This is a genomic window from Microbacterium thalassium, assembly GCF_014208045.1.
GTDB lineage: Bacteria > Actinomycetota > Actinomycetes > Actinomycetales > Microbacteriaceae > Microbacterium > Microbacterium thalassium.
The window spans coordinates 2,400,485-2,421,008 of the sequence record NZ_JACHML010000001.1 but is presented as its reverse complement, the minus strand read 5'-3'; the positions used below and the strand labels follow the sequence as shown (position 1 = coordinate 2,421,008).

The 20,524-nt window shown below is 71.0% G+C and carries 21 protein-coding genes; 16 read left to right on the top strand and 5 right to left on the bottom strand.

Features of this window, described 5'->3' with window-relative positions; genetic code table 11:
• Positions 1 to 69: 69 nt before the first annotated feature.
• Both thrS and HD594_RS11125 read left to right on the top strand, forming a co-directional pair.
• Positions 70 to 1,998: a threonine--tRNA ligase gene (gene thrS, locus HD594_RS11130; RefSeq protein WP_373877192.1), complete on the top strand. Its 1,929-nt coding sequence runs from the start codon at positions 70 to 72 to the stop codon at positions 1,996 to 1,998.
• The gene (locus tag HD594_RS11125) at positions 1,995 to 2,582 is read left to right on the top strand and encodes an HIT family protein (RefSeq protein ID WP_373877190.1); all 588 of its coding nucleotides are present in this window, start codon (positions 1,995 to 1,997) and stop codon (positions 2,580 to 2,582) included. Before thrS ends, HD594_RS11125 begins: the two co-directional genes overlap by 4 nt.
• A 1-nt stretch (position 2,583) precedes the next feature.
• Here the strand turns inward: HD594_RS11125 and pdxY are convergent, their stop codons facing one another.
• Both pdxY and HD594_RS11115 read right to left on the bottom strand, forming a co-directional pair.
• A complete protein-coding gene (pdxY, locus tag HD594_RS11120) occupies positions 2,584 to 3,435 on the bottom strand; it encodes a pyridoxal kinase PdxY (protein ID WP_184751028.1) in 852 nt (283 codons plus the stop codon).
• A 7-nt stretch (positions 3,436 to 3,442) separates the two neighbouring features.
• Complete coding sequence (locus tag HD594_RS11115; RefSeq protein WP_184751027.1) at positions 3,443 to 4,798, bottom strand: aminotransferase class I/II-fold pyridoxal phosphate-dependent enzyme; 1,356 nt, start codon at positions 4,796 to 4,798, stop codon at positions 3,443 to 3,445.
• A 123-nt stretch (positions 4,799 to 4,921) separates the two neighbouring features.
• Here HD594_RS11115 and pdxS point away from each other — a divergent pair, with 123 nt between their 5' ends.
• From pdxS to HD594_RS11060, 11 genes are all read left to right on the top strand, one after another.
• Positions 4,922 to 5,812, top strand: a complete 891-nt coding sequence (gene pdxS, locus HD594_RS11110; protein ID WP_184751026.1) for a pyridoxal 5'-phosphate synthase lyase subunit PdxS — start codon at positions 4,922 to 4,924, stop codon at positions 5,810 to 5,812.
• Positions 5,813 to 5,820: 8 nt separating this feature from the next.
• On the top strand, positions 5,821 to 6,414 hold the full coding sequence (gene pdxT / locus HD594_RS11105; RefSeq protein ID WP_184751025.1) for a pyridoxal 5'-phosphate synthase glutaminase subunit PdxT: 594 nt from the start codon (positions 5,821 to 5,823) through the stop codon (positions 6,412 to 6,414).
• 31 nt (positions 6,415 to 6,445) lie between these two features.
• A complete protein-coding gene (locus HD594_RS11100; protein ID WP_184751024.1) occupies positions 6,446 to 6,967 on the top strand; it encodes a hypothetical protein in 522 nt (173 codons plus the stop codon).
• A 20-nt stretch (positions 6,968 to 6,987) separates the two neighbouring features.
• Complete coding sequence (locus HD594_RS11095) at positions 6,988 to 7,752, top strand: YebC/PmpR family DNA-binding transcriptional regulator (protein WP_184751023.1); 765 nt, start codon at positions 6,988 to 6,990, stop codon at positions 7,750 to 7,752.
• 55 nt (positions 7,753 to 7,807) lie between these two features.
• On the top strand, positions 7,808 to 8,386 hold the full coding sequence (gene ruvC, locus HD594_RS11090; RefSeq protein ID WP_271171200.1) for a crossover junction endodeoxyribonuclease RuvC: 579 nt from the start codon (positions 7,808 to 7,810) through the stop codon (positions 8,384 to 8,386).
• A gap of 46 nt (positions 8,387 to 8,432) precedes the next feature.
• Positions 8,433 to 9,053: a Holliday junction branch migration protein RuvA gene (ruvA, locus tag HD594_RS11085; RefSeq protein WP_184751022.1), complete on the top strand. Its 621-nt coding sequence runs from the start codon at positions 8,433 to 8,435 to the stop codon at positions 9,051 to 9,053.
• Positions 9,046 to 10,074 carry a Holliday junction branch migration DNA helicase RuvB gene (gene ruvB, locus HD594_RS11080; RefSeq protein ID WP_184751021.1) on the top strand — a complete coding sequence of 343 codons (1,029 nt, stop codon included), beginning with the start codon at positions 9,046 to 9,048 and terminating at the stop codon, positions 10,072 to 10,074. Before ruvA ends, ruvB begins: the two co-directional genes overlap by 8 nt.
• 84 nt (positions 10,075 to 10,158) lie before the next feature.
• Positions 10,159 to 10,527 (top strand): preprotein translocase subunit YajC, encoded by a 369-nt coding sequence (locus tag HD594_RS11075; protein ID WP_184751020.1) that lies wholly within the window; start codon positions 10,159 to 10,161, stop codon positions 10,525 to 10,527.
• A gap of 32 nt (positions 10,528 to 10,559) precedes the next feature.
• Entirely contained in the window at positions 10,560 to 12,284 is a 1,725-nt protein-coding gene (secD, locus tag HD594_RS11070) for a protein translocase subunit SecD (protein ID WP_184751019.1), read from the top strand.
• A complete protein-coding gene (gene secF, locus HD594_RS11065) occupies positions 12,284 to 13,273 on the top strand; it encodes a protein translocase subunit SecF (RefSeq protein ID WP_184751018.1) in 990 nt (329 codons plus the stop codon). Before secD ends, secF begins: the two co-directional genes overlap by 1 nt.
• A gap of 51 nt (positions 13,274 to 13,324) precedes the next feature.
• Positions 13,325 to 15,574, top strand: coding sequence for a RelA/SpoT family protein (locus HD594_RS11060; protein WP_184751017.1), 2,250 nt, complete (start codon positions 13,325 to 13,327; stop codon positions 15,572 to 15,574).
• On the opposite strand, the gene HD594_RS11055 is transcribed toward HD594_RS11060, so the two are convergent.
• From HD594_RS11055 to HD594_RS17465, 3 genes are all read right to left on the bottom strand, one after another.
• Complete coding sequence (locus tag HD594_RS11055) at positions 15,553 to 16,116, bottom strand: type IV toxin-antitoxin system AbiEi family antitoxin (protein ID WP_184751016.1); 564 nt, start codon at positions 16,114 to 16,116, stop codon at positions 15,553 to 15,555. The genes HD594_RS11060 and HD594_RS11055 overlap by 22 nt on opposite strands.
• 69 nt (positions 16,117 to 16,185) lie before the next feature.
• Entirely contained in the window at positions 16,186 to 17,448 is a 1,263-nt protein-coding gene (locus tag HD594_RS11050) for a DUF349 domain-containing protein (RefSeq protein ID WP_184751015.1), read from the bottom strand.
• A 96-nt stretch (positions 17,449 to 17,544) separates the two neighbouring features.
• Positions 17,545 to 17,841 carry a dioxygenase gene (locus HD594_RS17465; RefSeq protein ID WP_184751014.1) on the bottom strand — a complete coding sequence of 99 codons (297 nt, stop codon included), beginning with the start codon at positions 17,839 to 17,841 and terminating at the stop codon, positions 17,545 to 17,547.
• Positions 17,842 to 17,949: 108 nt separating this feature from the next.
• On the opposite strand from HD594_RS17465, the gene HD594_RS11040 reads away from it, so the two are divergent.
• From HD594_RS11040 to HD594_RS11030, 3 genes are all read left to right on the top strand, one after another.
• The gene (locus HD594_RS11040; protein ID WP_271171199.1) at positions 17,950 to 19,281 is read left to right on the top strand and encodes a replication-associated recombination protein A; all 1,332 of its coding nucleotides are present in this window, start codon (positions 17,950 to 17,952) and stop codon (positions 19,279 to 19,281) included.
• A 194-nt stretch (positions 19,282 to 19,475) separates the two neighbouring features.
• The gene (rpsD, locus tag HD594_RS11035) at positions 19,476 to 20,105 is read left to right on the top strand and encodes a 30S ribosomal protein S4 (protein WP_184751013.1); all 630 of its coding nucleotides are present in this window, start codon (positions 19,476 to 19,478) and stop codon (positions 20,103 to 20,105) included.
• Positions 20,106 to 20,228: 123 nt separating this feature from the next.
• Positions 20,229 to 20,501, top strand: a complete 273-nt coding sequence (locus HD594_RS11030) for an ATPase (RefSeq protein ID WP_184751012.1) — start codon at positions 20,229 to 20,231, stop codon at positions 20,499 to 20,501.
• Positions 20,502 to 20,524 lie beyond the last annotated feature (23 nt).

Genomic DNA, 20,524 nt, shown 5'->3' with positions numbered 1-20,524 from the left:
GCCATCCCGTCGGACGTGTCGTACCCCGCCGACGGCTTCGCCCTCTTCCCCGACCGCTCCGTCGTCGCGATGCGCGTGAACGGGGAGCTGAAAGACCTCGCCGCCGTGGTCGACGAGACGGATGCCGTCGAGCCGGTCACCGTCGACAGCGCGGACGGCCTCGACATCCTGCGCCACTCGACCGCGCACGTCCTCGCGCAGGCGGTCCAGCGCATCAAGCCCCAGGCGAACCTGGGCATCGGCCCACCCATCCAGGACGGCTTCTACTACGACTTCGGCGTCGACGAGCCGTTCACGCCCGAGGACCTCAAGGCGGTCAAGAAGGAGATGGAGCGCATCGTCCGCGAGGGCCAGCGCTTCGTCCGACGCGTCGTGAGCGACGACGAGGCCCGCGCCGAGCTGGTCGACGAGCCGTTCAAGCTCGAGCTGATCGGGCTGAAGGGCGGCTCCGCCGACGCGGCGGAGGGTGCGTCGGTCGAGGTCGGCGCCGGCGAGCTCACCATCTACGACAACGTCAGCCGCGACGGTGAGACCGTCTGGAAGGACCTGTGCCGCGGACCCCACGTCCCCGGCACCCGCATGATCGGCAACGGCTGGGACATCACGCGCGTGGCGGGTGCCTACTGGCGGGGCAGCGAGAAGAACCCGCAGCTGCAGCGCATCTACGGCACCGCGTGGCCCACGAAGGACGAGCTGCGCGCGTACAAGACCCGCCTCGAGGAGGCCGCCAAGCGCGACCACCGCAAGCTCGGACTGGAGCTGGACCTCTTCTCGTTCCCGGACGAGATCGGCCCGGGCCTGAGCGTGTTCCACCCCAAGGGCGGGATCATCCGCTACGAGATCGAGCGGTACATGCGCGAGCGCCTGCTCGCCAACGGCTACGAGGTCGTGAACACCCCGCACATCACCAAGGGCGACCTGTTCATGACGAGCGGGCACCTGCAGTGGTACGCCGACGGCATGTACCCGCCGATGCACCTCGACGCGCTGCACGACGAGGACGGCAACGTCACGCGGCAGGGCCAGGACTACTACCTCAAGCCCATGAACTGCCCGTTCCACAACCTGATCTTCCGCGCCCGCGGACGTAGCTACCGCGAGCTGCCGCTGCGGCTGAGCGAGTTCGGCTCGGTGTACCGCTACGAGAAGAGCGGCACCCTGTCGGGGCTCACGCGCGTGCGCGGCATGACCCAGGACGACACCCACATCTACGTCACGCCCGACCAGGTCAAGGACGAGCTCACCCACAGCCTGGACTTCGTGCTGCAGACGCTGCGCGACTACGGCCTGAACGACTTCTATCTCGAGCTGTCGAGCAAGGAGGAGGGCAACCCGAAGTTCATCGGCGACGACGCCCTGTGGGCCGAGGCGACGGAGACGCTGCGCGAGGTCGCCGAGGGCTCCGGCCTGGAGCTCGTCCCGGATCCCGGCGGCGCCGCGTTCTACGGTCCCAAGATCTCCGTGCAGGCGCGGGACGCCATCGGCCGCACGTGGCAGATGTCGACCATCCAGCTCGATTTCAACCAGCCGGAGCGCTTCGAGCTCGAGTACACCGGCCCCGACGGCGCCAAGCACCGCCCGGTGATGATCCACCGCGCGCTCTTCGGCTCGATCGAGCGCTTCTTCGCGATCCTCGTCGAGCACTACGCCGGCGCGTTCCCGGTGTGGCTGGCGCCCGTCCAGGTCGTCGGCATCCCGGTCGCCGAGGAGTACGCCGGCTATCTCGAGGACATCGTCCGGCGTCTGCGCACGAGCGGCGTGCGGGCCGAGGTGGACCACTCCGACGACCGCATGCAGAAGAAGATCCGCACCCACACGACGCAGAAGGTGCCGATCCAGCTGATCGCGGGGGAGCAGGACCGCTCCGGCGGCACCGTGTCGTTCCGCTTCCGCGACGGCACGCAGACCAACGGCGTGCCCGTGGACGACGCCGTCTCGCTCATCCTGGGTGCGATCGAGGGCAAGACCCTCGTCGACACCGCCGAGGACCTCGCGTGACCAGCCCGCAGGACGCATCCGGCGCCGCAGCCGACGCGACGCCGGAAGCATCCGCCCTGGCCGACGCCGCGTCGTTCGCGGGGGTCCCCGACGAGTTCCAGCGTCTGTGGACGCCGCACCGGATGGCCTACATCCGCGCCGGCGCCGACGCGATGCGGGCCGACTGCCCGTTCTGCGCGGCGCCGGGCAAGGACGACGCCGACGGGCTGATCGTCCATCGCGGCCGCACCGCGTACGTGCTGCTGAACCTGTTCCCGTACAACTCCGGTCATCTGCTGGTGTGCCCGTACCGCCACATCGCGACCTACGACCAGGCGACCGACGAAGAGGTCGCCGAGATCGGGGAGCTCACGCAGACGGCGATGCGGGTGCTGCGCCACGTCTCGCGCTGCGAGGGCTTCAACATCGGCATGAACCAGGGGAGCGTGGCCGGAGCGGGCGTCGACGAGCACCTGCACCAGCACGTGGTGCCGCGGTGGGGGTCGGATGCGAACTTCTTCCCGATCATCGCCAAGACCAAGGCGCTGCCGCAGCTGCTCGGCGAGGTGCGCGAGGCCGTCGCGCACGCCTGGCCGGCGGACTGACTCAGCGCACCTGTGTGACGGCGAACTGCATGCGCGGGTGCGCGTAGGCCTCCTGCGACTCCACGAGCTGCAGCTCGCGCTGCCCCGATTCGTGCGTGCGGGCGAGCAGATCGAAGACGCTCGAGGTGGTGCGCGCGAGCGCGTCGGCCGCATCGCCGGTTCGGCCGAGGTGCGCCGTGAACAGCGCCGCGGTGACGTCGCCCGAGCCGTTGGCCTTCATCGGGATGTGCGGGGTCTGCACGAGCCACGCGCCGTCGTCCGTGACGGCGAGCATCTCGATCGTGCCCTCGGGGCGGTCGGGGCGCTCCACGCTCGTGACGAGGACCGTCCGCGGGCCCATCTCGCGGGCGCGATCGGCCGACGCGAGCGTGGACGCCAGGTCGTGAGGCTCGGTGCCGGTGAGGAACCCCAGCTCGAACTGGTTCGGCGTGATGATGTCGGCGGCGGGCACCACGCGCTCGCGCAGCAGCACGGGGATGGCGGGGGCCACGAAGCATCCGCTCTTGGCATTGCCCATGACGGGATCGCACGCGTAGACGGCGCCGGGGTTGGCCTCCTTGACGCGCGCGACCGCGTCGAGGATCACATCGGCGATGCCCTCGCCGCCCTGGTAGCCGCTGAGGACAACGTCGATCTGCGGCAGCACGCCGCGGTCCTCGATGCCCTGGATGACATCCCGCACGTCGTCGGGTGCGATCAGCGGGCCGCGCCACGCCCCGTACCCGGTGTGGTTGGAGAAGTTCACCGTGTACACCGGCATCACCTCCACCCCGATGCGCTGCAGCGGGAAGACGGCGGCGGAGTTCCCGACGTGTCCGTAGGCGACGGCGGACTGGATGGAGAGGATCTTCACCGGTCGATCATCGCATCCCGGCGGCGTCGGCCCGTGCCGGGACCGAGCGGGCGGCCTCGCCGGCCGCCGCGAGGTCGTCGGCGAGGCGCGCGAGGTCATCGTCGTCGAGGTCGTGCACGGTGAGCCGCAGACGGCGGGCGGCGTCGCCGGCGTCCAGCTGGAACTCGCCGCCGCCGCGCGCGAGCCATCCGCGCCGCATCAGCTGGGCGGACACGGCGTCCGCGCCCGCCGGCAGCCCGACCCACACGTTCAGTCCGTCGCCGGCGGCGGCCTCGATGCCGCGCTCGCCGAGCATGCGCGCGAACACGGCGTTGCGCTCGGCGTAGTGGGCGCCGGCCGCCTCGATGCGGGCGAGGACCTCGGGGTCCGTCATGAGCGCGTGAGTGAGCCTCTGGAGCAGGTGACTGACCCACGTGGTGCCGGGCGTCAGGCGCATCGCGAGCCGGTCGGCCGTCTCGGCGTCGGATGCGGTCACCGCCAGGCACATGTCGGGCCCGAGGAACTTCGAGACCGACCGCACGAGCGCCCACCGCCGGTGCTCGGGTCCGATGATCGAATGGAACGGGCGCTGCGAGAGCGCGGAGAAGTGGTCGTCCTCGATCACCAGGACGTAGGGATGCTCGCGCAGCACGTCGCGCAGCTCGCCCGCCCGCCGCGCGGACAGGCTCGCGCCGGTGGGGTTCTGCGCACGGGGAGTGCACACGACGGCGCGCACCCCCTGCTCGAGCGCGGCGCGGAGCCCGGCGGCGGTCATGCCCTCGTCGTCGACGGGAACCGCGACAGGGCGGTACCCGGCCAGGCGCACCGTGTGGATGCTCGCCAGGAAGCACGGGTCCTCGAGGGCGACGGCGTCGTCGCGCGTGAGCGACTGCGCGAGGAGGCGCTCCACGGCGTCGGCCGCGCCGCTGGTGATGGTCAGGCGCACCGCGTCGCCGGCCGGTCCCAGCCCTGCGGCCATCCAGTCGCGCGCCCAGGTCTCCAGTCCCGGATCGATGACGGGCTCGCCGTACAGCACCGGCCGTCCGGCGAGTCCGGCGAGCGCCTTCGAGGGGTCGGGGATCAGCGCCGGATCGGGGTTGCCGGTGCCGATGTCGCGCAGCACGCTGTCGGGGGCGTAGCCCTCCTGCGCGACGGGGGAGCGGTCCGCGACGCGGGTCCCGCCGCGTCCGCGGGTGATGAGCACCCCCGCCTGCGTCAGATGCCGGTACGCGGCGACGGCCGTGTTGCGGTTGACGCCCAGGCTCTCCGCGAGCGACCGCACGGGCGGGAGCGGGTCGCCCGGGCGCAGGTCGCCGCGCTCGACCAGCTCACGCAGGCTCTCGGCGATCTCGGAGGCCGATCGCCCGCGGATGTGAAGCTCCATGACTCGCGTCCCTCTCCGCATGCGGAGGGCATGCCCGACCATGCTATCTTTTGGCCTAGGTCAAAACAGCGATTGTTCGCGCCAGATCGGCGCGACTCCCCACCACCCCCGGAGGGACCCACCGTGAGCACAGCCGAGACGGGATCGAGCCGCGTCAAGCGCGGCCTCGCCGAGATGCTGAAGGGCGGCGTCATCATGGACGTCGTCACCGCCGAGCAGGCGAAGATCGCCGAGGACGCCGGCGCCGTCGCGGTCATGGCGCTCGAGCGCGTGCCCGCCGACATCCGGGCGCAGGGCGGCGTGGCGCGCATGAGCGACCCCGACCTGATCGACGACATCATCGCGTCGGTGTCGATCCCCGTCATGGCCAAGGCCCGCATCGGCCACTTCGTCGAGGCCCAGGTGCTGCAGGAGCTCGGCGTGGACTACATCGACGAGTCCGAGGTGCTCTCCCCGGCGGACTACGTCAACCACATCGACAAGTGGAACTACACCGTGCCGTTCGTGTGCGGCGCCACCAACCTCGGCGAGGCGCTGCGCCGCATCAACGAGGGCGCCGCCATGATCCGCTCCAAGGGCGAGGCCGGCACCGGCGACGTGTCCGAGGCCACCAAGCACATCCGCAAGATCACGAGCGAGATCAACGTGCTGCGGTCGATGACCAAGGACGAGCTGTACGTCGCGGCCAAGGAGCTGCAGGCCCCGTACGAGCTCGTCGCCGAGATCGCCGAGACGGGCACGCTGCCGGTCGTGCTGTTCGTCGCCGGCGGCGTGGCCACCCCCGCCGACGCTGCGATGATGATGCAGCTGGGCGCCGACGGCGTGTTCGTCGGCTCGGGCATCTTCAAGTCCGGCAACCCCGCCGAGCGCGCCGCGGCCATCGTCAAGGCGACCACGTTCTACGACGACGCCAAGGTCGTCGCGGACGTCTCGCGCGGGCTGGGCGACGCGATGGTCGGCATCAACGTCGCCGACCTGCCCGCTCCGCACCGGCTCGCCGAGCGCGGCTGGTAGCGGCGCCGATGGCGGCCCGCCCCCGCGTCGGCGTCCTCGCCCTGCAAGGCGACGTCCGTGAGCACGCGCGCGTGCTCACGGACCTGGGCGCCGACGTCACCCCGGTGCGCCGGCCGGCCGAGCTCTCCGACGTGGACGGGCTCGTGCTGCCCGGCGGCGAGTCCAGCGTGATCGACAAGCTGTCGCGATCCTTCGGGATGCAGCAGCCCATCCGCGACGCGATCGCCGCGGGGCTGCCGGTGTACGGAACGTGCGCCGGACTGATCCTGCTCGCCGACCGCATCGTGGACGGCATCGCCGGACAGCAGACCTTCGGCGGCATCGACGCGACGGTGCGGCGCAACGCCTTCGGCAGCCAGGTGGACTCCTTCGAGACCGACCTCGACGTGCCGGTGCTGGGCGAGCCTCCCGTGCACGCGGTGTTCATCCGCGCCCCCCTCGTCGAATCGGCGGGGGAGCGCGCCGAGATCCTCGCCGCGCTCGACGACGGCCGGATCGTCGCGGTCCGCCAGGGGAACCTGATCGGCACCTCGTTCCATCCCGAGGTGACCGGGGAGCACCGATTCCATGCGCTGTTCCTCGACACGGTGCGCTCGGCCTGAGGGCTGCGCCCGCTCCGGGTAGATTCGGTGCATGACGATCAACGACTGGTGGCGCGATCGGCCCGAAGAGCGCTATTGGATGATCGCCCCCTCTCGCGGCATCGTCGGCGACGCGCTGATGGCGCCGGTCGCATCCGATGACCGCCGCTTCGAGTGGTCGCACGAGCTGGTCGGCTTCACCGAGCCCGGCGACACGCTCTTCGTCTGGGACCGCACGCTTCCCGTCCCCGGGATCGGCGCGTGGGGGCGCATCCTCGGCCCGCTTTCGCAGACGGAGGCTCCCCGGCGCGGCGAGCACATGCTGCAGTGGCGGATGCCGATCAGCGACACGCTCCGGCTGGCATCGCCGATCACGCTTCCCGCCCTGCGCCGCATCGGCGACGAGATCGTCGCGATCCGCGACGACGTCGAAGCCCTCACCGACGGGCCGGTGTACTTCCCCTTCATCGGATCGGCCGACACCCTGGCGCCCGCGCCGGCCTACATCGCGAAGATCCCGCGCGACCTCGTGGCGCTGCTCTCGTCGCGGTTCGGCTTCGAGTTCGCCCTCTGACGGCGAATAGACTGGAACGCATGTCCGGACACTCCAAGTGGGCCACGACGAAGCACAAGAAGGCCGTCATCGACGCGCGCCGTGCCAAGTCGTGGGCCAAGCTCATCAAGAACATCGAAGTGGCTGCGAAGCTCGGCGGCCCCGATCTCGCGGGCAACCCGACCCTGTACGACGCGGTCCTCAAGGCGAAGAAGACGTCGGTCCCGAAGGACAACATCGACCGCGCGATCAAGCGCGGCGCGGGCATCGGCGGCGAGGCCGTCGAGTACTCGTCGATCATGTACGAGGGCTACGGCCCCAACGGCGTGGCGCTCATGATCGAGTGTCTGACCGACAACAAGAACCGCGCCGCCGCCGAGGTGCGCACCGCCCTCACGCGAAACGGCGGCACGCTCGCCGACCCGGGAAGCGTCGCCTACAACTTCACACGCAAGGGCGTCATCGTCGTCTCGGGTGAGGACACCACCGAGGACGACGTCATGATGGCGGTCCTGGACGCCGGCGCCGAAGAGGTCGAGCCGCACGCGCAGGGGTTCGAGGTCCTCACCGAGGCGACCGATCTGGTCACGGTCCGCAGCGCCCTGCAGGACGCCGGCATCGAATACGAGTCGGCCGACGTCGAGTTCGTCCCCAATCTGAAGGTCGAGATCGACGCCGACACCGCGCGCAAGATCTTCCGTCTCATCGACGCCCTCGAGGACAGCGACGACGTGCAGAACGTCTTCAGCAACTTCGACCTGTCCGCCGAGGTGCAGTCCGAGCTCGAGGACGACGACGACGAGTGACGCGGGGCGGGCGCGCCTTCCGGGGCGCGCCCGCGCGTCCGCCTAGCGTGGAGAGGTGACCAGCTCCTCCCGCAGCGGAATCCAGCGCGTCCTCGGCATCGACCCGGGACTGACGCGCTGCGGCGTCGGCGTCGTCGACGTGCGGCCCGATCGCTCCGCGACGCTCGTCCACGTCGGCGTCGTGCGCTCGGCGCCGGATGCCGCGATCGAGGACCGCCTCGCGGCGATCGCCGGCGGCATCCGCTCCGTCGTCGACCTCCACGCCCCCGATGTCGTCGCCGTCGAGCGCGTCTTCGCCCAGCACAACCGCCGCAGCGTCATGGGGACCGCGCAGGCGAGCGGAGTGGCGCTGCTGGTGGCCGGCGAGCGGGGCATCCCGGCTGCGACGCACACGCCCAGCGAGGTGAAGGCGGCCATCACCGGCTACGGCTCCGCCGACAAGCGGCAGGTGCAGGCGATGGTCGCGCGCATCCTGCGCCTGGACGCGCCGCCGTCGCCCGCCGATGCGGCGGATGCGCTGGCGCTCGCACTGTGCCACGCGTGGCGCGGACGCAGCGCCGCAGCGCCCGCGGGCGGGGCCCTCACGCCCGCCCAGCTCGCGTGGGCCCGCGCCGAACGCGGCGTGGCGCGCTGAGCGTGTCGCTCGAACAAACGTCCGAAGCGGGCCGTAGGCTCGCAGCATGATCTCGTCAGTGAGCGGAGCCGTCCTCCACCGAGAAGCCGACGCGGTCGTCGTCGACGTCGGGGGAGTGGGCCTGTCCGTCGCCGTTCCGCCCCAGATCGCCGGGAGCTGTCACGTGGGCGACCGGATCATGCTGCACACGAGCCTGATCGTGCGCGAGGATGCGCTGTCGCTCTACGGCTTCGCCGAGCGCGAAGAGCTCTCGGTCTTCGCGCTGCTGCTGGGGGTCACCGGCGTCGGTCCGAAGTCGGCTCTCGGCGTGCTCTCGTCGCTGACGGTGGACCAGATCGCGGATGCCGTCGCGGCGGACGACGACGCGCCCTTCCGGCGCGTGTCGGGGATCGGCCCGAAGACCGCCAAGCTGATCGTCGTGCAGCTGGCCGGCAAGCTGCCGTCGCACCGTCCGGCCGCGGCCGCGGCCGGCGGCGGCGGGGGCGACGTCTCGGCGCAGGTCGTCGTCGCGCTCACGGGACTCGGCTGGACCGAGCGCGTCGCTGCGGAGGCCGTTGCGGGCGTCGCCGAGAGCGCGGCCCCGGGCGACCGCGCCTCGGTGCAGGCCCTGCTGCGCCTGACGCTCGCGGTGCTGGGACCGGCGCGCAAGGAGCCGGTCGGTGGCTGAGGTGCGCGATGCCGGCGAACCCGCCGACGACACCGAGCTCGCGATCGAGGGGGCCCTGCGTCCGACCTCGCTGACGGACTTCGTCGGCCAGCAGAAGGTGCGCGGCCAGCTTCAGCTGCTGCTCGACGCCGCACGGATCCAGCAGCGCCCCGCCGATCACATCCTGCTGTCGGGGCCGCCGGGGCTGGGCAAGACGACGCTGGCGATGATCGTGGCGCACGAGAGCGGTCGGCCGCTGCGGCTGTCGAGCGGACCGGCGATCCAGCATGCCGGCGACCTCGCCGCGCTGCTGTCGAGCCTCACGCCGGGTGAGGTGCTCTTCATCGACGAGGTGCACCGCATGGCGCGCTCGGCCGAGGAGATGCTCTACCTCGCGATGGAGGACTTCCGCATCGACATCATGGTCGGCAAGGGCGCCGGGGCGACGAGCATCCCCCTGGACCTCGCTCCGTTCACCCTCGTCGGCGCGACGACGCGATCGGGGCTGCTCCCGAACCCGCTGCGCGACCGGTTCGGCTTCACGGCGCATCTGGAGTACTACGACCCCGCCGAGCTCGAGCAGGTGATCGAGCGCTCCGCGGTGATGCTGGGGGTGAAGGTCCCCGCGGCCGCCCGCGCCGAGATCGCGCGGCGGTCCCGAGGGACGCCGCGCATCGCGAACCGGCTGCTGCGTCGCGTGCGCGACTATCTGATCGTCCACGGCGACGGGCACGCGGCCGACACCGCGTCGGTGGACGCCGCCCTCGACCTCTACGACGTCGACGCGATCGGGCTCGACCGGCTCGACCGCGCGGTGCTCGATGCGCTCGTGCGGCGCTTCCGCGGCGGTCCGGTGGGGCTCGGCACCCTCGCGGTGACGGTGGGCGAGGAGGCCGAGACGATCGAGTCGGTGGTGGAGCCGTACCTGGTCCGGATCGGGTTCATGGGCCGCACGCCCCGTGGCCGCATCGCCACGCGCGAGGCCTATCGGCACCTGGGCGCGCCCGTGGCCGACTCGGTGCTCGAACTCGATGACCTATAATCGCTGGAGGCTTTCGCCCGAACACCCCTTGCACCGGCAGCGTCGCTCTGGCGCGTGCCGAACCCGAAAGGCGCCTTCTTCTCCATGAGCTTCGAGGAATTCATCGGCCAGTACGGCCTCATCGTCCTTCTGGTCGTTCTCCTGGTCTTCATGTTCTGGAGCTCCCGCCGGCGCATGCAGAAGCAGAAGGCCGAGCAGGAGCAGCGCGCCCGGCAGACCGTCCCCGGCGCCGAGGTGCTGCTGCAGGGCGGCCTCTACGGCACCATCGTCGAGTACGACGCCGACAACCTCGACCAGCCCGCCCTGGTCGAGATCGCCCCCGGCGTCGAGATCAAGGTGCACAGCCAGGCGATCCTGCGCGTGGTGGGCCCGAACCCCGCCGACGACGAGATCGCCGAGGCCGCCGACGACGCGACCGACGCCGACGCGGACGACAAGCCCAACAACGTCTGAACCGCCCCCGCGGGCATCGAAAGAGCTGATCTGTGGCCACCCCCACCCCCGTCCGGCGCGCCTGGCGCGCACTGACCGGACTCCTCGTCATCACCGCCGTCCTGTTCGGCATCAACGCCCTGGGCGTGTACGTGTTCAACGAGAGCTCGTGGACGCCCTCGCTGGCGCTCGACCTCCAGGGCGGCACGCAGATCATCCTCGAGGCGCAGACCGCCGATGGCGCGGACCCGTCGACCGAGCAGATGAACCAAGCGGTGACGATCATCCGTCAGCGCGTGGACGCGTCGGGTGTCGGCGAGGCGGATGTGACCACCGAGGGCGGCAAGAACATCGTCGTCCAGATCCCGGGCGAAGCCGACGAGCAGACCCGCCAGCGGATCGAGGCCTCGGCGCAGCTCCAGCTGCGCGCGGTGCTTTACGCCGGCGAGCCGGCGAACACCTTCGTGGGCGAGGACGGGGAGCCCACTCCCTATCCGACGCCCGATCCGACGCTGAACGCGACCCCGACGGTCGAGCCGACCAACGGCAGCGACCAGGCGTGGATCACCGACGCGCTGTTCGCGGAGTACCTGGCTTACGACTGCACGGATGCCGCCAACGATCCGGCGAGTGCTCCGACGGACCAGCCGCTGATCACGTGCGACGCCGACAACACGATCAAGTACATCCTCGGACCGGTCGAGCTCGACGGCTCCTCGATCACGGACGCCACCTTCGGACTGCAGCAGACCAACGGCGTGTGGGCGGTCAACCTCACCTTCGACGCCGAGGGCACCCAGATCTTCGGCGAGATCAGCCAGCGGCTCTACGGCGCCACCGCGCCGCTGAACCAGTTCGCGTTCGTGCTGGACGGCTCGGTGCTCTCCGCCCCGGCGATGAACGGCGTCATCCTCGACGGCAAGCCGAGCATCACCGGCTCGTTCACGCAGGAGACCGCCCAGACCCTCGCCGACCAGCTCAAGTACGGCGCGCTCCCGCTGAGCTTCGAGGTCGTCAGCTCCGACACCATCTCGGCGACACTGGGCTCGCAGCAGCTGCAGATCGGCCTGATCGCGGGCCTGATCGGTCTCGCCCTGGTCGCGGTCTACTCGCTCATCGTCTATCGCGCGCTCGGCATGGTGATCATCGCGTCGCTCGGCGTCATGGCGGTGCTCACGTACATCGTGATCTGCATCCTGGCGTGGCGCATGGGCTTCCGCCTGTCGCTGGCCGGTGTGGCCGGTCTGATCGTCGCGATCGGATTCACGGCCGACTCGTTCATCGTCTACTTCGAGCGCATCCGCGACGAGCTGCGCGACGGCAAGTCGATCACGAGCGCCGTCGAGGACGGCTGGTCGCGTGCGAAGCGCACGATCTACATCTCGAAGTCGATCAACATCCTCGCCGCCGTCGTGCTGTATATCCTCGCCGACGCGACCGTGAAGGGCTTCGCGTTCACGCTGGGGCTGACCACCGCGATCGACGTCCTGATCTTCATCATCTTCACGCATCCGGTCATGCAGCTGCTGGCGCGCACGCGGTTCTTCGGCTCCGGCCACCCGCTCTCGGGCCTGGACCCCGACGCTCTCGGCGCCGTGTACCGCGGCCGCGCGCAGTTCCGCGCCCCGGTCGCGAGCACCGCGAAGGGACGCTCTGCCCGCTCGCGCGGCGAGGCCCAGCGACGTCAGACGATCGCCGAGCGCAAGCAGGCGGAGCTCGCCGCGTCGAATCAGAGCGCCTCGAAACCGTCCAGCACGACCCAGGAGGGGGAGCGCTGATGGGCGCCATGAGCCGCTTCGGCAATGACCTGTACTCCGGCAAGATCTCGTTCCCGTTCGTCGGGCGCCGGCGCCTGTGGTTCATCATCGCCGCCGTCCTCGTGATCGGCTCGGTGCTGGTCCCGCTGGTGCGTCCGATCCAGTTCTCGATCGAGTTCACCGGCGGCTCGCAGTTCACGGTCACGGGTCTGAGCAGCCCCGACCAGTCGCTGGCGACGTCCGCGGTGCAGTCGGTCGTGCCGGACGCCACCACGAAGGTGACCACCGTCGGCGACTCCGCGGTGCGCGTGCAGACCGACCAGATGACCGATGCCGACACGCGCGCGGTCAGCGCAGCTCTGGCGGACGTGTACGGCGTGCCCTCCAGCGAGGTGACGTCGTCCTTCATCGGCCCGAGCTGGGGAGCGGACGTCACCCGTCAGTCGCTGTGGGGCCTGGCGATCTTCCTCGCCTTGACCTTCATCATCCTGGCGCTGTACTTCCGCACGTGGAAGATGTCGGCCGCGGCGATCCTCGGCCTCGTCGACGTGCTGATCATCACGGTCGGCGTCTACGCCCTCGCCGGATTCCCGATCTCGCCCGCCGCGGTCATCGGATTCCTCACGATCCTCGCCTACTCGCTGTACGACACGACCGTCGTCTTCGACAAGATCCGAGAGAACACGAGCGAGGACGGCGAGATATCCGGCCGCACGTTCGGCGAGTCGGTCAACCTCGCGGTCAACCAGACGCTCGTGCGGTCGATCAACACGACGGTCGTCGCGATCCTGCCGGTCGGCGCGATCCTGTTCATCGGCGCCTTCTGGCTGGGGGCGCAGACCCTGAGCGACATCTCGCTGGCGATCTTCGTCGGCATCATCGTCGCGGCTTACTCGACCCTCTTCGTGGCGGCACCCCTGTACTCGCTGTTCCGCGAGGGCGAGCCCGACATCAAGAGCCGGAACGCGCGCGTGCTCGAATCGCGGGAGCGGGCCGGACAGCCGGTCTGACGCCCGCCCGCCGGGGCGTACGATGGTCTGATCCAGGGAGGGGGATCGCACATGTCCGAGACGGTGCCCCCCGGGCCCACGTCCCTGCGGCGGCTCGTGCCGCGCATCTTCTCGCGCTCGGCGCGCCGCGATGACGTCGAGCAGCTGCTGCGGACGGTGCGCACGCATCATCCGCGTGGCGACCTGGCGATCGTCGAACGGGCCTACAAGGTCGCCGACGAGGCGCACACCGGGCAGACCCGTCGCAGCGGCGAGCCGTACATCACGCACCCGCTCGCGGTGTCGCAGATCCTCGCCGACCTGGGGCTGGGACCGCGGGCGATCGCCGCTGCGCTCCTCCACGACACCGTCGAGGACACCTCCTACAGCCTCGAGCAGCTGACCGCGGACTTCGGCGACGAGGTCGCCATGCTCGTCGACGGCGTGACCAAGCTCGACAAGGTCAAGTACGGCGAGAGCGCGCAGGCCGAGACCGTGCGCAAGATGATCGTGGCGATGTCCAAGGACATCCGCGTGCTGCTGATCAAGCTCGCCGACCGCCTGCACAACGCGCGCACGTGGGGATTCGTCCCGCCCGAGAGCGCCAAGCGCAAGGCGACCGAGACCCTCGAGATCTACGCACCGCTGGCGCACCGCCTCGGCATCCAGACGATCAAGTCCGAGCTCGAGGACCTGTCGTTCGCGGTCCTTCATCCCAAGCTCTTCGCCGAGATCGAGAGCCTCGTCAAGCAGCGCACGCCCCAGCGCGAGCAGTACGTGCAGAACGTCATCGACGCGGTCGACGCCGACCTGCGCGAGCTCCGCATCCGGGGGCGGGTCATGGGCCGCCCCAAGCAGCTGTACTCCGTCTACCAGAAGATGGTCGTGCGCGGACGCGAGTTCGACGACATCTACGACCTCATCGGCATCCGGATCATCGTCGGCAGCGTCCGCGACTGCTACGCCGTGCTGGGCTCGATCCACGCGCGCTGGACGCCTCTGCCGGGGCGGTTCAAGGACTACATCGCCACGCCCAAGTTCAACCTGTACCAGTCGCTGCACACCACCGTGATCGGGCCGGGCGGGCGCACGGTCGAGATCCAGATCCGCACGCACGAGATGCACCAGCAGGCCGAGTACGGCGTCGCGGCGCACTGGAAGTACAAGGAGCAGATGTCCGGCGGCGGGAAGTCCGACGCCAAGGCGCTCGACACCGACATGGCCTGGCTCGCGCACATCTCGGACTGGCAGGCCGAGACGGCCGACCCCGGCGAGTTCCTCGACTCGCTGCGCTTCGAGATCGGCGCGAAGGAGGTCTACGTCTTCACGCCCAAGGGCAAGGTCATCGGCCTGCCCGCGGGGGCGACGCCCGTGGACTTCGCCTACGCGGTCCACACCGAGGTCGGTCACCGGACGATGGGGGCGAAGGTCAACGGGCGCCTCGTGCCGCTGGAGTCCGAGCTCAAGAGCGGCGACGTCGTCGAGGTGTTCACGTCGAAGAACCCGGATGCCGGTCCCAGCCAGGACTGGCTGAGCTTCGTCACGTCGACCCGCGCGCGCAACAAGATCCGCGGCTGGTTCACCAAGGAGCGCCGCGAAGAGGCCATCGAGCAGGGCAAGGACGCGATCGCCCGCGCGATGCGCCGTCAGAACCTGCCCCTGCAGCGGCTGATGAGCCAGGACTCGTTCACCGAGGTCGCGCACCAGCTGCGGTACGAGGACGTCTCGGCCCTCTATGCGGCGATCGGCGAGGGGCACGTGTCCACGCAGTCCGTGATCGAGAAGGTCACGGCGCTCGTTCGTGCCAGCGAAACCGCGACCGGACCCATCGATCTGCCCGAGGTGGGGCGCTCCCGCGCGCCGCGCGGAGGGGACTCCGGGATCCTGGTGCGCGGCGCGCCGGACATCCTCGTCAAGCTCGCCAAGTGCTGCACGCCGGTGCCCGGCGATCAGATCGTCGGCTTCGTCACACGCGGCAGCGGCGTGTCGGTCCACCGCGCCGACTGCACGAACGTGAAGTCGCTCATGCAGGACCCCGCGCGCCTCATCGAGGTGGAGTGGGCGCCGACGAGCAAGAGCGTCTTCCTCGTGCAGATCCAGGTCGAGGCCCTCGACCGCTCCGGGCTGCTCAGCGACGTCACCCGCGTGCTCAGCGAGCACCACGTCAACATCCTGTCGGCGACCGTCCAGACCTCGAACGACCGGCTCGCGATCAGCCGGTTCGTGTTCGAGATGGGCGACATCGTGCACCTCGATCGCGTGCTGAACGCGGTGCGCCGCATCGACGCGGTCTACGACGTCTACCGCGTCACGTCGTCCTGAGCTCCGGCCCCCGCCAGCCGCCGCAGCAGGGCCATCGCATCGCGCTTGCGCGGGAACGGCCCCGCGGACCCCAGTCGGTCCAGCGCCTCACCGACCAGACCGGGCGCCAGCCGGGCCATCCGAGCCGCGCCGTCGGCGTGGGCCGCGTCGGGCGTGCGCGCGAGGTCCACGAGGGTGCGCACCGGCGTCGTCACGCGCACGCCACCGACGACCGCGAGGTCCTCGGCCGGGATCGCGGGGTCGCGGTAGACGAAGCGCCGGCCGAACGACACATGGATGCGATGCGCGACGGCGCGCTGGACGCTGTGGCGGGCGGGCGGCTCGTCGAGCGCGCCGTGGATCCAGGCGGCGCTGAGATGCGATGCGGCCAGCAGATCGCCGACGAGGCGCGCGAGCGATCCCGCGCGCAGCGCCGCCGTCTCGACGGCGTCAGCGGGGATGTACGCCTCGCCGAGCTCCACCACCAGACCGTCCAGACGCGCCGAGGCCAGCTCCGACCCCGACAGCCGGTCGTCGGCGAAGTACAGGAACGGCGATGACATGACGGCAGTGTGCCGCATCCCGAGCCTCGCCGCCGATGCGATCGGCGGCCTGTGGACAAGCCCTCGGCGTCAGCCGCCGAGCGCGCGCAGCCAGGACTTGCGCGCCTCGAGGGCCTCCTTCGCCGCGGCGGCGGCCTTCTTGTCGCCGCGCCCCTCGGCTTCGGCGATCTCCTGCTCCAGCTTGTCGATCGCGTCCGTCAGCTGACGCGTCATGTCGTTCGCGCGAGCCTTCGTCTCGGGGTCGTTGCGCTTCCAGTCGGCGTCTTCGCGGGAACGCAGGGCGTTCTCGATCTTGCGCAGATCGTCGTCGAGCGAGCGCTCGACGTCCCGGGGGAAGATGCGACCGACGTCGTCCCACTGCCGCTGGATGCCCGTCAGCTGCGACCGGGCGGCCGTCAGGTCCTTCACGTCCGCGATGCCGCGCGCCTCCTCGAGGAGCGCCCGACGGGCGTCGATCTTCTCGCGGGACGCTTCGGCGTCGGCGGCCTCGCGGGCGCTGCGCGCCGAGTAGAGCGCATCGCCGGCGGCCTTGAACCGAGCCCACAGCGCGTCGTCCGCCTTCTTGCCGGCGCGACCGGCCGCCTTCCACTGGTCGAGCAGGTCGCGGTACGCGCCGATCCCGTCCTCGCCCTGCGGGGCGAGGGCCTCGGCCTTCTCGACGAGGCGCGTCTTGCGGTCGCGCACGACCTTGTGCTGCTCGTCGAGCTGGGCGTAGAACTCGCGGCGGTGCTTGTCGAGCACCGACCGCGCGTCGCGGAATCGCTTCCACAGGGCCTGGCCGGTCGACCGGGGCAGGCGCGGGCCGTTCTGCTGGTGGGCCTGCCACTGGTCGAACAGCGCCGACATCTCGGCGGAGGCCTGCTTCCACTGCACGGTCTCGGGGTCGCGGGCGGCCAGCGCCTCGGCCTTCTCGACGAGGGCGGTGCGCTCGCGGACCGCCTCGTCGACGGCCTCGCGCGCCGCGGCCGCTTCGGTCTCGGTCTCGGTCTCGAGCGTCGAGGTCAGCGCCGTGATGCGCGCCTGCAGGGATGCGAGGTCGCCGACGGCGGCCGCATCCGTCACCTTCTCGGCGACCGCACGCGCGGCCTTGCGGAGGTCCGCGGCCGATGCGCCGCCGCGACGGTGGCGCACTTCGAGCAGCCCGACCTCGCCCGCCAGGTCGGCGTACTTGCGCTCGAAGTAGGCGAGCGCCTCTTCGGGGGTGCCGTCGGGGAATTGCCCCACCACGCGCCAGCCGGATGACTCGCGCACCGAGACGGTGCCGTCATCGTCGACACGGCCCCAGGGCTCGTCGGCGGTGGACTCGGGAGTGGATTCTGCGTCGGCAGTCACGGATTGCACCTCATCGCGGCTCGCGCCGCCTGTGGGGGGTTGGACGGCCACAAGCCTAGTACGCCGCGCGCCGTGACGACGGGGCGCGGGTCGGCATCAGGGCTCCGGCGTCGGCGACGCCGTCGGCGACGCGGAGGACGTCGGCGAGGGCGAGGGTGTCGCGGCGACCGAGGCCGTCGGCGTGGCGGTGGGCTCGCCGTCGGCGCCCACCGTGAAGTAGGCGATCTGGGCGCCGGTGATCGCCACGACGATCAGGCCGCCGACGACGCCGGCGATGACGTTGTCGCGTGTGCGCCGGCGCCCGAGTCCGGCGTGGAAGTCGCGCCGCGCCTGATAGAGCCGGGCGCGCTCGCGCGCCGCGCGCGTCGACGGATCCTTGCCTGCCTTCGCCACGGAACCCCCTTCGGCCCGGGCCGGTCCCGGGCGGGGTCGATCCTAGATCCCGCGCACGAGCGGCGACAAACCCCGTCCGGCGTCGCCGGCCGCGGCTAGCCTTGACGCGTGACGACACCCAGCGCGCTGTTCACGGGGCAGACCCCGCTGGCCGTGCGCATGCGGCCGACGTCCCTCGACGACGTCGCCGGGCAGGGCCACCTGCTGCGCCCGGGATCCCCGCTGGTGGCGCTGGCCGACGCGGACGCCCGCACGACGGCGACCTCGGTGATCCTGTGGGGACCGCCCGGCACGGGCAAGACGACGCTCGCGCAGGCGATCGCGCGGTCGTCCGGACGTCGGTTCGTCGAGCTCTCGGCCGTCACCGCCGGTGTGCGCGACGTCCGCGAGGTCATGCAGGAGGCTCTCACCCAGCGCGATCTGTACGGGCAGTCCACGATCCTCTTCCTCGACGAGATCCACCGGTTCACGAAGGCCCAGCAGGACGCGCTGCTGCCGGGCGTCGAGAACGGCTGGGTGGTGCTCATCGCGGCCACCACCGAGAACCCGTCGTTCTCCGTCATCGCGCCGCTGCTGTCGCGGTCGCTGCTGCTGACGCTGCGCCCCCTCACGGACGACGACCTGAGGATGCTCGTCGACCGCGCTGTCGCGGACCCCCGCGGACTGGCCGGAGCGGTGTCGCTCGGCGACGACGCGCGCGACGCCCTCGTCCGGCTGGCGTCGGGGGACGCGCGGCGCGCCCTCACGGCACTCGAGGCGGCTGCGTCGCTCGCCCCCGCGTCCGACGAGCCTGGCGCCCTTCCCGAGATCGGCGCGGACCATGTCGCCCAGGCCGTCGACCGCGCGCTGCTGCGCTACGACCGGCAGGGCGACGAGCACTACGACGTCATCAGCGCGTTCATCAAGTCGATCCGCGGATCGGACCCCGACGCGGCCATCCACTACCTGGCGCGCATGATCGAGGCGGGGGAGGACCCGCGCTTCATCGCCCGGCGGCTCATCATCTCCGCCGCCGAGGACATCGGCCTGGCCGATCCCCAGGCGCTTCCGCTGGCGGTCGCCGCGGCCGAGGCCGTCCAGCTGATCGGGATGCCCGAGGGCCGGATCCCCCTGGCCGAGGCGACGGCCTACCTCGCCACCACCGCGAAGTCGAACGCCGCGTACACCGCCATCAACGCGGCGATCGAGGACGTGCGCGCGGGCGGCTTCGGGCGCGTGCCCGCGCACCTGCGCGATGCGCACTACCCGGGCGCGAAGCGGCTCGGACACGGCAAGGGATACGTGTACCCCCACGATGCCGAGATCGGCGTCGTGGCCCAGCAGTACCTTCCCGACGAGCTGCGCGGGCGCCGCTACTACGAGCCGACGGCCCGCGGGCAGGAGCGCGACATCCAGGCCCGGCTCGCGAAGATCCGGCGCATCCTGGGCTCGGACGAGTAGGCCGCCCGCGCTCCAGCGGGCGATCAGCGCCGGTCTGGTAGCATGGATCGGCTCGAAACCGGGTTTTCGGGCATCCCCCTTCTTCTTCATCCACCTTTCGGTATCGCCCCGGCGTGCGAACCGAGGGGGCGGAGTCGGGGAGATACGTCCGTGAGCCGCGAAAGTCGCGGCCACGTCATCGGAAGGAACACTTCGTGGCTACGAAGTCCCAGGACCGCCGCAAGGTCCGCATGTCCCGTGCCCTCGGTGTCGCACTGACCCCGAAGGCCGCCCGCTACCTCGAGAAGCGCCCGTACGCCCCCGGCGAGCACGGCCGCACCAAGCGCAAGGCCGACAGCGACTACGCCGTCCGCCTCCGCGAGAAGCAGCGTCTGCGCGAGCAGTACGGCATCCGCGAGAAGCAGCTGCGCATCCAGTTCGAGGAGGCCCGCCGCAAGGACGGTCTGACGGGTGAGAACCTCGTCGAGCAGCTCGAGATGCGTCTGGACGCCCTCGTCGTGCGCGCCGGCTTCGCCCGCACCACCGCGCAGGCCCGCCAGCTCGTCGTGCACCGCCACATCCTCGTGGACGGCCAGCTCGTCGACCGCCCGTCGTTCCGCGTGAAGCCGGGTCAGCTCATCCACGTCAAGGCCAAGAGCGAGGCCCTCGAGCCCTTCCAGGTGGCAGCCGCCGGCGGTCACGCCGAGGTCCTGCCCCCCGTTCCGGGCTACCTCGAGGTCGAGCTCGACAAGCTGCAGGCCCGTCTCGTGCGCCGCCCCAAGCGCGCCGAGGTTCCGGTCGTCTGCGACGTCCAGCTCGTCGTCGAGTACTACGCGGCTCGCTGAGTCGGTTCGTCTCGCCCCGCTCGCGCAGCGAGCGGCGCAGAAGGGCGCCGGGTCTCCCGGCGCCCTTCGTCGTTTGCACCTACGATGGACAGATGCCGCGCCCGCGGCCGAGGAAGTGGTGACATGAAGAATCTGCTGTGGTTCCTGTTGGGCATTGCCGGCGGGTTCGTGCTCGCGCACCTGGTCAACAAGGATCCCCGCGGACACGAAGTGCTCGCCGAGGTCGACGCGCGCATCGGGCAGTTCACCGATCGCATCGCCGACGCGTACCGCGAGCAGGAGTCGCGCATCGCGGGCCTGGCCGACGAGGTCAAGGACGCGGCCGCCGGCGCCGCCCAGACCGCCCGTGACGCCGTGGCGGAAGCCGTCGCAGACGCCGGCAAGCCCACGGACTGACCCCCACCCCCGCACATCCTCCC